A 14,241-nucleotide genomic window follows, 5' to 3' on the forward strand; every position below is an offset into this window, starting at 1 on the left:
CCCACGGCGGAGACCGGGCCGACGGTCGAAGCCGGGCCCACGGCGAAGACCGGACCGACGGCGGAAGCCATGCGAGCAGCGGGGGCCGAGCGGACGGCGGAGACCGGACGGACGAACGAAGCCAGACCCTACGGTGGAAGCCGCTCGCGGCCCGCGACCCGGAGGCGGCCCGGTCGCCGCGGCGGCGGCACACGCGAGCGGCGGAGCCGGACCGGGGACGGAAGCCGGCCCCAAAGCAACACCCAGACCTACGGCATAAGCCAGACCGCGAGCGGAGACCGAACCCACGGCCGAAGCCAGTACCACGGCCGAAGCAGGACGCCGGGCGGAAACCGGACCGACGGCCGAAGCCGGACCGAGGGCAGAGACCGTGGCCACGGCCGAAACCGGGCCGAGGGTTGGAGTCGGGGCCGTGGTGGGGGTGCTGTTGCCTTTGGTGGGGTGGGGTGCGCTGCCGCTGGCGTCGGCTCTACCGTTTCGGCTCCTCCGGGTGGCCCGGGCCGCGGATGCCGAGGGCCTGGGTGGTTTCCGAGTTGATCAGCAGGACCAGGGCCGCCACCGCCACCACCGCGAGGACGATGCCCGCCGGGATGGCCACGCTGTCGGCCTGGAGCAGGCTGTAGGCCACCGGCAGGGCCATGATCTGGGTGATCACGGCGGGCCCCCGGCTCCAGCCGCGCCGCCGCAGCAGACCGCGCGCGGCAAGCAGCGGCAGCAGCGCCAGGACGATCAGGGTGACGCCCAGGGTGATGGCCTGCTGCCGGTCGTCCGGCGCGCCGGTGAGGCCGAGGACGAACGTCCACACTCCCCCGGTCACCAACGCGGCCCCCTCCAGCCCGGCCAGCGCCGCCGCCAGGGTCAGCCGACGCGGGCGCGGGCCGTCGGCCTCCGCGGGGTTCGGGGTGGGGTTCTGCTCGCTGCTCACCCCAGCAGGGTAGCCGCCGCTGTCACGCCCCCCTGTCCCAGGCGCACACCCTCACCTCTTACCGGATCCCTACCTCTTACCCGATCCCTACCTCGGGCTGGGCCCGGTACCACCCAGTAGGTACGCTGCACCCCATGCGTGCACTTCTCGTGGTCAATCCGGCGGCAACCACCACAAGCGCACGTACGCGCGATGTACTGATCCACGCCCTGGCGAGCGAGATGAAGCTGGAGGCGGTCACCACCGAGTACCGGGGGCACGCGCGTGACCTGGGCCGACAGGCCGCGGACAGCGACGACATAGACCTGGTCGTGGCGCTCGGCGGCGACGGCACCGTCAACGAGGTCGTCAACGGCCTGCTGGACGGCGGCCCCGACCCCGACCGCCTGCCCGGCCTCGCGGTGGTGCCCGGCGGCTCCACCAACGTGTTCGCCCGCGCGCTGGGCCTGCCCAACGATCCGGTCGAGGCCACCGGCGTCCTGCTGGACGCCGTGAGCGAGAAGCGCGAGCGTGTCGTCGGCCTCGGCCTCACCGCGGGCACCCCCGGCACCGCCGACGAGTCGGTCCCGACACGCTGGTTCACCTTCAACGCGGGACTGGGCTTCGACGCCGGCGTGGTCGGCCGTGTCGAGCAGCAGCGCGAACTCGGCAGGACGTCGACCCACGGCCTGTACGTCCGTCAGGTTCTCAGGCAGTTCTTCGGTGAGCCGAACCGCAGACGGGGCACGATCACGCTCGAACGCGAGGGCGCCGCCCCGATCAGCGATCTCGTCGTGGCGATAGTGTCGAACACGTCTCCCTGGACGTATCTCGGCAATCGCCCCATGTATACGTCGCCTAAAGCCTCGTTCGACAAGGGCGTCGACGTATTCGGCCTCAGCCGTCTGTCCACGGCCGCGGTTGCCCGGTATGGCACCCAGTTGCTCACTTCGTCCCCCGAGCGCGGGCCCCATGGCAAGCATGTCGTGTCCCTGCACGACATGGACCGCTTCACCTTGCATTCGAAGGTGCCACTGCCCCTCCAGATGGACGGTGACCACCTCGGACTGCGTACGAGCGTGACGTTCACAGGCGTACGCCGTGCACTGCGTGTGATTGTGTGAGCGGAACAGGCCAAAGTCCTTTCACTCGAACGTTTAGGCCAGGCTCCACCCCATGGAAGTACGGCTGTGACCTAGTCGACACCGAGGAATCAAAAAAAACTTTTCGGAAGGGGTTGTATCCGCCGCCGAGGTTTGCGAGTCTCTACGTGGCGATCGGGACGGCCCGCAACACCGGCCTCCACTGATCACCGGAACCCCTCTTCACACCACAGGACCACGCCGGGGAACCTGGCAGTCGGCCCTTCACTTGTTGAGGGATTCGTGAAAGCGTTCACATTCACAAGCAACTTGCATGTAATACCAAGGAGAGGTAGCAGCCATGGACTGGCGTCACAACGCCGTTTGCCGCGAGGAAGACCCCGAGCTGTTCTTCCCCATCGGCAACACCGGTCCCGCGCTGCTGCAGATCGAGGAAGCCAAGGCCGTCTGCCGTCGCTGCCCGGTTATCGAGCAGTGTCTGCAGTGGGCGCTTGAGTCCGGTCAGGACTCCGGCGTCTGGGGTGGTCTCAGCGAGGACGAGCGCCGCGCGATGAAGCGCCGCGCCGCTCGCAACCGGGCCCGTCAGGCATCCGCCTGACACTCCCACCCCGTTCGACAGCCTGAGCTTGGCGGCGCGTACAGCGAGTGCGCATCTCCCGCCCCCGAGCCGCAGCGCGCAGTACCACCGATGCGCTAGAACACACAGCTAGAACACATAGCAACGAGCACTGGCCTCGGACCCGACCTGGGTCCGGGGTCTTTTGCTGCGCGGGGCTACTTCTGCGCCTGCACCGGGAGGTCCAGGATCACCCGCGTCCCCCGCTCGGGCGCCGGCACCATGTCGAACGTACCGCCCAACTCGCCCTCGACCAGCGTCCGTACGATCTGCAGACCGAGGTTGCCCGAGCGGTGCGGGTCGAAGCCCTCGGGCAGGCCCACGCCGTCGTCCTGGACGGTGACGAGGAGACGGGCCTCCTTGGTGGTGCCGCCGCGCACCGCCGTGACCTCGACGGTGCCGGTCTCGCCCTCGCGGAAGCCGTGTTCCAGGGCGTTCTGCAGGACCTCGGTGAGCACCATCGACAACGGGGTCGCCACCTCGGCGTCGAGTATGCCGAAGCGTCCGCTGCGCCGACCGGTCACCTTGCCCGGCGAGATCTCCGCGACCATCGCCAGCACCCGGTCGGCGATCTCGTCGAACTCCACGCGCTCGTCCAGGTTGTGGGAGAGCGTCTCATGCACGATCGCGATCGAACCGACCCGTCGCACCGCCTCCTCCAGCGCCTCCCGGCCGGGCTCCGACTCGATACGCCGGGCCTGCAGACGCAACAGGGCGGCGACCGTCTGGAGGTTGTTCTTCACCCGGTGGTGGATCTCCCGGATCGTCGCGTCCTTGGTCATCAACTCGCGTTCGCGGCGCCGCAGTTCCGTGACGTCCCGGAGCAGCACCAGCGAACCGATGCGGGTGCCCTTGGGTTTGAGCGGGATCGCCCGGAACTGAATCACCCCGTCGGCCGACTCGATCTCGAACTCGCGGGGCGCCCAGCCGCTGGCGACCTTGGCCAGCGCCTCGTCCACCGGCCCCCGGGTCGGGGCGAGTTCGGCGGTGGTCCGGCCCAGGTGGTGGCCGAGCAGGTCGGCGGCGAGCCCGAGCCGGTGGTAGGCGGAGAGGGCGTTCGGGGAGGCGTACTGGACGATGCCGTCCGCGTCCAGCCGGATCAGGCCGTCGCCGACGCGCGGCGAGGCGTCCATGTCGACCTGCTGGTCCGGGAACGGGAAGGAGCCGGCCGCGATCATCTGCGCCAGGTCGGAGGCGCTCTGCAGATACGTCAGCTCAAGACGGCTCGGGGTGCGCACGGTCAGCAGGTTGGTGTTGCGGGCGATGACTCCGAGGACGCGGGCCGCCCGGCGCACGGGGATCGACTCGACCCGGACCGGGACCTCCTCGCGCCACTCGGGGTCGCCCTCGCGTACGATCCGGCCCTCGTCCAGCGCCGCGTCCAGCATGGGGCGCCGGCCGCGCGGGACGAGGTGGCCGACCATGTCGTCCTGGTAGGAGGTCGGGCCGGTGTTGGGGCGCATCTGGGCGACCGAGACATACCGGGTGCCGTCACTGGTGGGGACCCACAGGACCAGGTCGGCAAAGGAGAGATCGGAGAGCAGCTGCCACTCCGAGACCAGCAGATGGAGCCACTCGAGATCGGAGTCGTCGAGGGCGGTGTGCTGGCGGACGAGTTCGTTCATGGAGGGCACATGTGCGAGCGTACCCGGCGGTTTGTCCGGCGCTGAAAACACCCGTCGCCGGGGTCCGGGAACACCCGCGGGCCGCGGCGCCTAGAGGGACCCTCAACCCTCCCGGCACCGCAGCCCGGAGCAGCAACGGCCTCGGGGTGTGCGGTCCCGGTCGGCCGAAGGATGAGGAGCCGGGGCAGTCAGGGCAGAGAGCTCCGGATCCTCGGTCCGCCTTCCTGTGCGGGGAAGACGGATGACTGCGGCTACGTCGTACGGTCCCGCCGTACGCCGCGCCTCCACGCATTGTGGACTAGACATGTGGGTGTGTCTATGTGTTGGAGCTTGTTCGTCGTCGCTTCGCAGCCTGAGCGCTCCGCTGGGGAGGGCCGCGATGTGCCGTCGGTCGTCCGCGGCGCCGTTGTGGCTGGTCGCGCAGTTCCCCGCGCCCCTTCGGGGGCGCGGGGGGCCGGATGGCCATGGACATATCCGCGACCGCTTCCGGTTCCTTTCGGCTGCGCCGTCGCGTGCCTGGCGGGACATGCGCAGGTCCTCCTCCACGTCGGGGTACGGGTCCTCCTCCGCCTCGGGGGTGGTGCGGCCCGCTCGTCCGAGGCGGCGCCGGAGCCGACGGCCGGCGGGTCTCTTCTCCTCCCCCGAGGGGCTCGGCGCCCGTGCCGGGTCGATGCTAGATTGGTCTAAACCACATAGACTTTCCAGCCCTCTTCAGACTTCAGAACGGCAGGCCCAGCGTGGAAGTTGTCATCGTCCAGGACGCCAGGGCGGGCGGCGAGCTGATCGCCGAGGCCATGGCCCGGCTGCTCCGGCGCAAGCCCGACGCCGTGCTCGGCGTGGCCACCGGCTCGACCCCGCTGCCCGTCTACCAGGCACTGACGGACAAGCTGCGCTCCGGCGCCGTGGACACCTCGCGGGCACGCATAGCGCAACTCGACGAGTACGCGGGGCTGCCCGCGGACCATCCGGAGTCCTACCGTTCGGTGCTGCGCCGGGAGGTGCTGGAGCCGCTCGGGATCGCGATGGACGCGTTCATGGGGCCGGACGGAACGGCCGAGGACATCCTGGGCGCCTGCGCGGCGTACGACCGGGCGCTCGGAGAGGCCGGCGGCGTGGATCTGCAACTGCTCGGGATCGGGACCGACGGGCATATCGGCTTCAACGAGCCGTGTTCCTCACTCGCCTCGCGCACCCGGATCAAGACGCTGACCGAGCAGACCCGGATCGACAACGCGCGCTTCTTCGACGGCGATATCGAGCAGGTGCCGCACCACGTCATCACGCAGGGCATCGGCACCATCCTGGAGGCCCGGCACCTGGTGCTGCTCGCGACCGGCGAGGGCAAGGCGGACGCGGTCGCGGCGACCGTGGAGGGGCCGGTGGCCGCCGTCTGCCCCGCCTCGGCGCTGCAACTGCACCCGCACGCCACGGTCGTCGTGGACGAGGCCGCGGCCGCCAAACTGAAGCTCGCCGACTACTTCCGGCACACGTATGCCAACAAGCCGGATTGGCAGGGCATCTGACCGCTCCCGGCCGGGACCAAATAGGCTCCGATCACCCCAGAACGCCCCATATAGCCCCTGATCGCTCCGGATTGCTCCGGGCCGCCCAAATGCCGTGGGGCGCCGGGCTACGCCGTGAAGCCCCGGTGCCTGCGGGCGTCACGGTCGGCGTACCCCGGCGACGGCTTCCGTCGCCGCCCGTCCGCACACCCGGGCCGCGCCATGGGCGGCGATGTGCGGGGCGCCGCGCGGCGGGGCCCGGAGGATGATGCCCGGCTCGGCCACGATCGTGTCGGGACGGGCCGCCGACAGGAGGTCGAGGACCGTCGTCATCCAGGGGTGGCGGTGCTCGTCGCGGACGACGGCCGCCATGGTCGACGGCCGCCCGCCGCGGTCCGCACGATCGGTCCCGTGTCCGTGCCGGGGAAGCTGGAGCCCGTACCCGCCTCCGGGCGTGTGACATCCCCGTCCTCCTCGTCGATGGCGACCAGGACGTCGTCGTGTTCGGCGGGCAACTAGTGCCCCAACAGGCAACGTTCGCCCCGTCACGACGCCCGGCACGCTCCCCCGAGCTCTTCGAGCAGGGGGCACCCCCACTCGCCGCACCGGGCACAAGCCCAAGTACGTCCAGTACGAGGGCCTGCACCCGGCACGCCGAGAGCACGCTCCCCCAAGCTCTCGGCTCCGTTCGAGCAGGGGGGACCCCCACGACGCCGCTCCTCAACGGGCAAACGTTGTCTGCCGGGGCGCCAGGCGGTGAGGGCGGCCCGTTGTCCGAGCGAGGCGACATCGCGCCCGAACAGGCCGACGCCAGGCCCGCTGCCGCCAGGCCGACGCGGGGCGCGCGTCAGCCCTTCACGGCGCCCGCGGTCAGACCAGCGGCCATCTTGCGCTGGACGATCAGGAACAGCACGACGATCGGCACGGCCATCATGGTGGCACCGGCCATCATCGGCGCGTACTCGGTGCCGTGCTTGGTGGTGAAGTTGCCGAGCCACACGGTCGCGGTCTGGTGTTCCTGGCTGAGCAGCATCAGGGCGTACAGGTACTCGTTCCATGCCTGGATGAAGCCGTAGACCGAGGTGGCGACCATGCCGGGGGCGAGGAGGGGGAAGACGACGCGGATGAAGGCGCCGGTGCGGGAGCAGCCGTCGACCATCGCGGCCTCCTCCAGTTCCTTCGGGATGTTGACGATGAAGCCGCGCAGCGTCCACACCGTGAAGGGGAGGATGAAGGTCAGGTAGGTGAGGATCAGGCCGCTGAGCTTGTCGTACTGGTGCAGGTCGTTCAGCAGCAGGAAGACCGGGATGATCATGGCGACCAGCGGGACCATCTGCACCGCGAGGATGCCCACGATCACGATCTTTCGGCCGCGGAAGGCGAACCGGGAGATGGCGAGCGCGGCCAGCATGCCGATGACGACGCCGATCGCCACGACGGACAGCGACACGATCAGGCTGCGCCCCACCGGGCCCCAGAAGTCGGCGATGTCCAGCGCTCGGCTGAAGTTGGACAGGGTCAGGCTTGTGGGCAGCAGGCCGGGGTCCGGGTCGATGGCGTCCTTGGCCGGCTTGAAGGCCGTGTTGAGCATCCAGTAGGCGGGGAAGCCGACGATGAGAAAGACCAGGAGGCCGAGGAGGTTCCAGCCGAGCCGGGACCCGCTCCCACGTCGGGATCCGCTCCAGCGCCGGCCGCCGGTGGCGATCGCCCTCGTGCCGCTCATGCTGCTCATGCCGCTCATTCGACATCTCCGATCTTCAGCATCTGGCGCATATAGACGGCGACCACGCCGAGCAGCAGCACCACGGTGATCAGGGCGATCGCCGAGCCCTGCGCGTAGTCGTTGACCACGAAGGCGCGGTCGTAGGAGTAGGTGGTCAGCAGCTGGAACTCGGCCTCCGGGTGCCCGCCCCGCATCACGAAGACCTGCGGGAAGACGCCCATGTCCCAGATGACCGACAGGGTCGTGAGCATCACGATGATCGGCTTGAGGATGGGCAGGGTGACATGGCGGAAGACGCCCCAGCCGCCCGCGCCGTCGAGGCGGGCGGCTTCCTCCAGTTCCCCGGGCACCTGGGTGAGGCCCGCGCTGAGCGTGATGACCACGAAGGGCACGGCGCCCCAGACCACCAGCAGCATGATCACGGCCAGGCCCTCCGGGCCGCTCGCGAACCAGTTGTGGCCGATCATTTCGACGCCCGGCAGCTTGCTCAGCAGCGCGTTGAGGATGCCGTAGTCGGCGTCGAAGAGCCATTTGAAGACGGTGGTGGCGACGATGACGGGCATGCCCCAGCTCGCCACCAGCGCGATGTTGATCAGGGTCTTCACCCAGCTGGAGACCCGCTGCAGCAGCAGGGCGACCAGCATGCCGAGGACCATGGTGAAGATCACCGAGCCGCCCGCGAAGACGATCGTGCGTAGCACGACCTGCCAGAACTCGCCGTCGCCGAGCACCTTGGAGAAGTTGTCGAACCCGACCGACTCGGCCGGCTGGAAGCCCCACAGCTGGGACTGCCCGAACTTCTGGCAGGACAGGGTGACCAGGCGGACCAGCGGATAGCCCATGACCAGGACGAGGATGACCAGACACGGGGCGAGCAGCAGCCAGGGGGTGCCCGCGCCGCCGGACGTCCGCTTTCCGCTCGGCCGTTCCGTGCCGCCCGGTGGTGGCGCCTGCCGCGGCGGCGGCACCTTGGCGGGGGTGGTCGTGTCTGCGGCACTCATCGCGCGCTCCTCAGCGGTCCCTCTGGTCGTACGAAGCCGACATCCCGCACGGAAACCGGAGTTCCGTACGCAGGCCCGGTGCCGGAGGGCCGTGTCTGGGTACGGAGCCTCCTCCCGGAGGGCCGCGCGGGGCCGGAGCCCGCGCGGCCGGACGAGAAGCGGGGCCCCACCCCCGCACTCCCCCCGGGGTCCACGGGGCCCTGCGCTCACGTCACTTGGTGTTGATCACCTTGTCGATCGCGGTGTCCGCCTCCTTCGCGGCGGCCTCGACCGTCTTCTTGCCGGTGCCGATGCTCTGCAGCATGGTCTGCAGGACCTGGGCCTTCTCGACCTGGCCCCAGCCCGGGGCCATCGGGACGAACCAGTTGGACTCGGCCGCGGTGGCCGGGACGGCGGTCGCCGGGTCGTCCTTCAAGGTGGCGAGGTCCGTCTTGTTGTTGGGCAGATTGCCCTTGGCCATCAGGCCCTTCTGGCCCTCGGGGCCGGTGAAGGCGTTGATCCACTCGGCGGCGACGGCCTGGGCCCTGGACTTCACCGGGATGGCGAGGTCGGAGCCGCCGAGGAAGACGGGCATGTTCTTGCCGGACGGGCCGGGCATCACGAAGTTCTCGACGTTGTCCTTCAGTTTGCCGGTCTTGTCGTTCTTCGGGTCGGCCGCGGTCGCGCCCTCCCAGGCGGGGGCGAAGATCATGGCGGACTTGCCCTGGCCGTAGACGATGTAACGGTCGGCCTCGTCCTTGGTCTTGTCGCCGTGCATGTACTGGTCGACGACGTTCTTGAACTCCTTGAGGCCCTTGACGGACTCGGGCGAGGAGAGGGTGCCCTTCCACTGGCCGCCGTCCTCCTCGGCGATGGAGCCGCCGGCGTCGTAGACGAAGGACATGGCCGCGTACCAGTCGCGGGTGGGCTGGTACCAGGCGTTGAACTTGTCGCCCTGCTTCTTCTGGATCCTGTCCAGGGCGGAGGTCAGCTCGGCGTAGGTCTTCGGGGGCGTCTTGACACCGGCCGAAGCGGCCACGTCCTTGCGCCAGTTGGCGACCCGGCCGCCGGCGTAGTACGGCACGCCGTAGGTCTTGCCCTCGTACGTCACCGATGCCTTGAGGCCGTCGAGCCAAGCGGCGGAGTTGCCGTACCCGGCCGGGTCGATGGGGGCGAAGGCGCCCTTGACCAGGTAGCCGAGCATCTCGGTGTTGCCCATCTCGACCACGTCGGGGGCCTTGTCGGTGGCGAGGACGGCGTCCAGCTTGGTGTTCTTGTCCGGCCAGCCGTAGTACTCGTGCTTGATCTTGATGCCGGGGTGTTTCTTCTGCACGGCGGCGTCGGCGGCCTTCACCAGCTCGGGCCAGTTGTTCTGCGCGTCGACGGCGAGCCAGACGGTCAGTTCCCTGGCGTCCGCCCCCTTGCCCGAACCGCCGTCGCCCCCGTTGTCGCTGCCGCACGCCGCGATGGAGACGGCCATGCCCGCGATACCGATCGCGGCTGTCAGCCTGCGCTTCACGCCATCCTCCTCGAATCAGGGATGCCACAAACCCCCCTGCCTCCCCGCGGCGCGCGTCAGCGCTGTGTACCGCCCGTGGGGCCGGGACCTGGACCAATGGTGTAGACCAGTACGGGGAGCTTGGCCCAGACCAATAGGCGTGTCAAGGGCGCTCAAGCAGGCTCCGGACGTCCGTGATGCGACCGAGATATGCAGAGACCCTTCATTGGCCCCCTTCATTGACCCCTCATTGCGCAACCGACAGTTCGGACGGGCCACTTGGGCCGTGTCACGGCCGCCCGGAGGGTGCCATGGACTAGACCAGCAAAGGGCGCGACGGTATACAGAGGAGATCACGGACCGTTCGGGTGGCCTCCCGTCACACGGAGCCGTGCCACGATGTGATCCGTGGCCGATGGGATGTCGGCCGCTTTCGGCACCCGGAGCCGGGAAGGCAGAACATGAGCACCGACGTCAGCAGTGCGGAGAACGAGGGTGGGACGACCGTCCGTACCGCGCGTGTGCCCAAGTACTACCGCCTGAAGAAGCACCTGCTCGACATGACGGAGACGCTCCCGCCGGGCACGTCGGTGCCGCCGGAGCGCACGCTCGCCGCGGAGTTCGACACCTCGCGCACCACCGTCCGCCAAGCCCTTCAGGAGCTGGTGGTCGAGGGCCGGCTGGAACGGATCCAGGGCAAGGGCACGTTCGTCGCCAAGCCGAAGGTGTCCCAGGCGCTGCAACTCACCTCCTACACCGAGGACATGCGGGCCCAGGGTCTGGAACCGACCTCGCAGCTGCTGGACATCGGCTACATCACCGCGGACGACCGGCTCGCCGAACTCCTCGACATCTCGGCCGGCGGCCGGGTGCTGCGCATCGAGCGGCTGCGCATGGCCAACGGCGAGCCGATGGCCATCGAGACCACGCATCTGTCCGCCAAGCGCTTCCCGGCGCTGCGCCGCGGCCTCGTCAAGTACACCTCCCTCTACACCGCCCTCGCCGAGGTGTACGACGTCCGGCTCGCCGAGGCCGAGGAGACCATCGAGACCTCGCTGGCCACCCCGCGCGAGGCGGGCCTGCTCGGCACGGACGTGGGCCTGCCCATGCTGATGCTCTCCCGGCACTCGCTGGACAAGGACGGCAACCCGGTGGAGTGGGTGCGGTCGGTCTACCGCGGGGACCGCTACAAGTTCGTCGCACGGCTCAAGCGCCCGCGGGAATAAGCCACTTGCGGTGCCGCATGCGGTGTGGCGCGAGCCCGGTTCCTGTTCTACGTTCCTCCCGTCACCGCATGAACGGGAGGGCTCCGCGATGCGTACCGCGCATGTCCGCACCATCGCCGTCTGGACGCTCGTCGCGATCGTCGGCGCGACCGGCTGGTCCGTGCTCGCGCTCTCCCGGGGCGAGGAGGTCTCCGCCGCCTGGATGGTGGCGGCCGCCCTCGGCTCGTACGCGATCGCCTACCGCTTCTACGCCTCGTTCATCGCCCGCAGGGTCCTCAAGCTGGACCGGACCCGGGCCACCCCGGCGGAGCGGCTGGACAACGGCATCGACTTCCACCCCACCGACCGACGGGTGCTGCTCGGCCACCACTTCGCGGCGATCGCCGGCGCCGGACCGCTGGTCGGACCGGTGCTGGCGGCGCAGATGGGCTATCTGCCCGGCACCATCTGGATCATCGCCGGGGTGGTCTTCGCGGGCGCCGTCCAGGACATGGTGGTGCTGTTCTTCTCGACGCGCAGGGACGGCAGGTCCCTCGGCCAGATGGCCCGCGAGGAGATCGGCCCGTTCGGCGGCGCGGCGGCCCTCCTCGCCGCCTTCGCCATCATGATCATCCTGCTCGGTGTGCTGGCCCTGGTCATCGTCAACGCCCTCGCCTCCTCCCCCTGGGGCACCTTCTCCATCGGCATGACGATCCCGATCGCCCTGCTCATGGGCTGCTATCTGCGGGTGCTGCGGCCGGGCCGGGTGACGGAGGTGTCGCTGATCGGGGTGGCGCTGCTGCTGCTCGCGCTGGTGGGCGGGCGCTGGGTCGCCGAGTCGTCCTGGGCGGACACCTTCACCCTGGCACCCTCGACGCTGGTCGTCTGGCTGGTGGCATACGGCTTCATCGCCTCGATCCTGCCCGTGTGGACGCTGCTCGCGCCCCGCGACTACCTCTCCACCTTCATGAAGATCGGCACCATCGTGCTGCTCGCGCTGGGGGTCGTGATCACCCTGCCGACGCTGCGGATGGACGCGGTCACCGACTTCGCCGCGCGCGGCGACGGGCCGGTCTTCGCGGGCTCGCTCTTCCCGTTCGTGTTCATCACCATCGCCTGCGGCGCCCTGTCCGGCTTCCACGCGCTGATCTCCTCCGGCACGACGCCCAAGATGATCCAGAAGGAGACGCAGATCCGGCTGATCGGCTACGGCTCCATGCTGATGGAGTCGGCCGTGGCGGTCATGGCGCTGGTGGCGGCGAGCATCATCGACCCCGGGCTGTACTTCGCGATGAACGCGCCCTCCGGGGCGATCGGCACGACGGTGCAGAACGCCTCGCAGGTCGTGAGCGGTTGGGGCTACCACATCTCCCCCGCCGAGCTGGCGCAGGCCGCGAAGAACGTCGAGGAGTCCAGCCTGCTGTCCCGCACGGGCGGCGCGCCCACCCTGGCCGTCGGCGTCTCGGAGATCTTCGCCAAGGTCACCGGGGGCGGTCTGCGCGCCTTCTGGTACCACTTCGCGATCATGTTCGAGGCGCTGTTCATCCTGACGGCGCTGGACGCGGGCACCCGGGTGGGCCGCTTCATGCTCCAGGACACCCTCGGCAACCTCTACCGGCCGTTCCGGAACATCGGCTGGAAGCCGGGGCTGGTCGTCACCAGTGCCCTGGTGTGCGGGCTGTGGGGCTACTTCCTGTGGGTCGGCGTGCATGAGCCGCTCGGCGGCATCAACCAGCTGTTCCCGATCTTCGGCATCTCCAACCAGCTGCTGGCGGCGGTCGCCCTGGCCGTCTGCACCACGCTGCTGGTGAAGTCCGGCCGGCTCAAGTGGGCCTGGGTCACCGGGATCCCGCTCGCCTGGGACACGACGGTGACGCTGACCGCGAGCTGGCAGAAGGTGTTCTCCTCGGACCCCAAGGTCGGCTTCTTCAAACAGCGCCAGGTGTTCCAGGACGCCATCGACGCGGGACAGGTGCTGCCGCCCGCCAAGAACATGGCCGACATGCACACCGTGGTCACCAACTCCACGGTGGACGGCGTCCTCTCCGCGGTGCTCGCCCTGCTGGTCGTGATCGTCGTCCTGGACGCGTTGCGGGTGTGCATGCGGCACATCCGCCGCCCGGCGCTGTCCACCCTGAGCGAGACGCCCTACGTCGAGTCGAAGATCACCGCCCCGGACGGGCTGGTCCCGACGCGGACCGAGAAGGAGGCGGCTCGGCATGCGGCCGGCACTGCGGCGGGTGGCTAGCGGACTGCGCGGACTGCGCTGGTATGTGCGGGAGTTGACGGGCGAGTCGGCCTACGAACGCTATGTCGCGCAGCTGGCGGAGCGGCATCCGGAGGCGGCGCCGCCGTCCCGCCGGGAATTCGAGCGGATGCGCACGGACCGCCAGGAGTCGGACCCCCGCCAGGGCTTCCGCTGCTGCTGAGCACGCCGTTCGCGACCGGGACGACATCTTCGCCGAGGCCGACGACGCAGCCGACCACGCCTTCGCCCCGACCCGTCCGGCCACGGGGGCGCCGCGCGGCGGCCGGCTCCCGCAGACCTTCCGAGCCCCGGTCGGCGGCCCGTTCACCCGCTGGTTCCATCGCTGGTTCCATCGCTGGTTCCGTCGCTGGGCGCTGCTCGCGGGCCGGGTGGCCGGGATGGTGCAGCGGACGGTCGCCGTCGTCCTGAAGACCGCCCTGAAGGCCGCCCTGAAGGCCGCCCTGAAGGCCGTCAAGGCTCCGGCGGGCGTGGACGAGCGCCCCGAACGGGCGTGGGGCACCGCACCGGCAACCACGCATCCGCAACGTGCCGTCGGAGCCGACGAGCGACGGCGATCCGTTGACGTACTACACAACATCTGGGGGTGTCATGACGGCCCGACACTAGATGTATGCTCATGCTCGCTGTCGCCGCAGGGGAATCCGGTGTGAATCCGGAACTGTCCCGCAACGGTGTACTCATGCGCGTATGCCCACATACCCGCATGCAGGCTTCAGTCCGAGGACCTGCCGACGGCGCACCCGACCGTCCGGTCCGGGTGCCCTGACGTCCGGGCCTCGTGGAATGGGCCGGTGGGCGCGACGCCGTGTGCGCTCG

At 69.7% G+C, this 14,241-nt stretch carries 11 protein-coding genes, 1 pseudogene and 1 riboswitch; of the genes and pseudogenes, 6 read left to right on the plus strand and 6 right to left on the minus strand.

All coding sequences use genetic code 11. The features are described from left to right. Positions 1 to 469: 469 nt before the first annotated feature. The gene (locus tag ACWEKM_RS14805) at positions 470 to 925 is read right to left on the minus strand and encodes a hypothetical protein (protein ID WP_451621551.1); all 456 of its coding nucleotides are present in this window, start codon (positions 923 to 925) and stop codon (positions 470 to 472) included. Positions 926 to 1,059: 134 nt separating this feature from the next. Here ACWEKM_RS14805 and ACWEKM_RS14810 point away from each other — a divergent pair, with 134 nt between their 5' ends. Continuing rightward, the gene (locus tag ACWEKM_RS14810; protein ID WP_451621552.1) at positions 1,060 to 2,028 is read left to right on the plus strand and encodes a diacylglycerol/lipid kinase family protein; all 969 of its coding nucleotides are present in this window, start codon (positions 1,060 to 1,062) and stop codon (positions 2,026 to 2,028) included. A 319-nt stretch (positions 2,029 to 2,347) separates the two neighbouring features. Next, positions 2,348 to 2,605: a WhiB family transcriptional regulator gene (locus ACWEKM_RS14815; protein WP_003992873.1), complete on the plus strand. Its 258-nt coding sequence runs from the start codon at positions 2,348 to 2,350 to the stop codon at positions 2,603 to 2,605. 176 nt (positions 2,606 to 2,781) lie between these two features. Here ACWEKM_RS14815 and ACWEKM_RS14820 read toward each other — a convergent pair whose 3' ends face one another. Next, positions 2,782 to 4,248: a sensor histidine kinase gene (locus ACWEKM_RS14820; protein ID WP_451621596.1), complete on the minus strand. Its 1,467-nt coding sequence runs from the start codon at positions 4,246 to 4,248 to the stop codon at positions 2,782 to 2,784. A 737-nt stretch (positions 4,249 to 4,985) separates the two neighbouring features. On the opposite strand from ACWEKM_RS14820, the gene nagB reads away from it, so the two are divergent. Beyond that, complete coding sequence (gene nagB, locus ACWEKM_RS14825) at positions 4,986 to 5,771, plus strand: glucosamine-6-phosphate deaminase (protein WP_451621553.1); 786 nt, start codon at positions 4,986 to 4,988, stop codon at positions 5,769 to 5,771. A 138-nt stretch (positions 5,772 to 5,909) separates the two neighbouring features. Here nagB and ACWEKM_RS14830 read toward each other — a convergent pair. From ACWEKM_RS14830 to ACWEKM_RS14845, 4 genes and pseudogenes are all read right to left on the minus strand, one after another. Further along, a pseudogene (locus ACWEKM_RS14830) lies at positions 5,910 to 6,202 on the minus strand (glycoside hydrolase family 3 protein); the annotation flags it as partial. A 395-nt stretch (positions 6,203 to 6,597) separates the two neighbouring features. Then, entirely contained in the window at positions 6,598 to 7,473 is an 876-nt protein-coding gene (locus ACWEKM_RS14835; RefSeq protein WP_451621597.1) for a carbohydrate ABC transporter permease, read from the minus strand. 14 nt (positions 7,474 to 7,487) lie between these two features. Next, positions 7,488 to 8,474, minus strand: a complete 987-nt coding sequence (locus tag ACWEKM_RS14840; RefSeq protein WP_451621554.1) for a carbohydrate ABC transporter permease — start codon at positions 8,472 to 8,474, stop codon at positions 7,488 to 7,490. Positions 8,475 to 8,685: 211 nt separating this feature from the next. After that, on the minus strand, positions 8,686 to 9,972 hold the full coding sequence (locus ACWEKM_RS14845; RefSeq protein ID WP_451621555.1) for an extracellular solute-binding protein: 1,287 nt from the start codon (positions 9,970 to 9,972) through the stop codon (positions 8,686 to 8,688). Positions 9,973 to 10,412: 440 nt separating this feature from the next. On the opposite strand from ACWEKM_RS14845, the gene ACWEKM_RS14850 reads away from it, so the two are divergent. The 3 genes from ACWEKM_RS14850 to ACWEKM_RS14860 all read left to right on the plus strand — a co-directional run bounded on the left by ACWEKM_RS14850 (position 10,413) and on the right by ACWEKM_RS14860 (position 13,585). Further along, complete coding sequence (locus ACWEKM_RS14850) at positions 10,413 to 11,177, plus strand: GntR family transcriptional regulator (RefSeq protein WP_451621556.1); 765 nt, start codon at positions 10,413 to 10,415, stop codon at positions 11,175 to 11,177. 88 nt (positions 11,178 to 11,265) lie between these two features. Then, a complete protein-coding gene (locus ACWEKM_RS14855; RefSeq protein WP_451621557.1) occupies positions 11,266 to 13,404 on the plus strand; it encodes a carbon starvation CstA family protein in 2,139 nt (712 codons plus the stop codon). Continuing rightward, the gene (locus ACWEKM_RS14860) at positions 13,376 to 13,585 is read left to right on the plus strand and encodes a YbdD/YjiX family protein (protein ID WP_451621558.1); all 210 of its coding nucleotides are present in this window, start codon (positions 13,376 to 13,378) and stop codon (positions 13,583 to 13,585) included. Before ACWEKM_RS14855 ends, ACWEKM_RS14860 begins: the two co-directional genes overlap by 29 nt. A gap of 415 nt (positions 13,586 to 14,000) precedes the next feature. Further along, a riboswitch (cobalamin riboswitch) is annotated at positions 14,001 to 14,172 on the plus strand. The last annotated feature ends 69 nt before the right edge of the window (positions 14,173 to 14,241 follow it).

Source organism: Streptomyces sp. NPDC004752, from assembly GCF_053601275.1.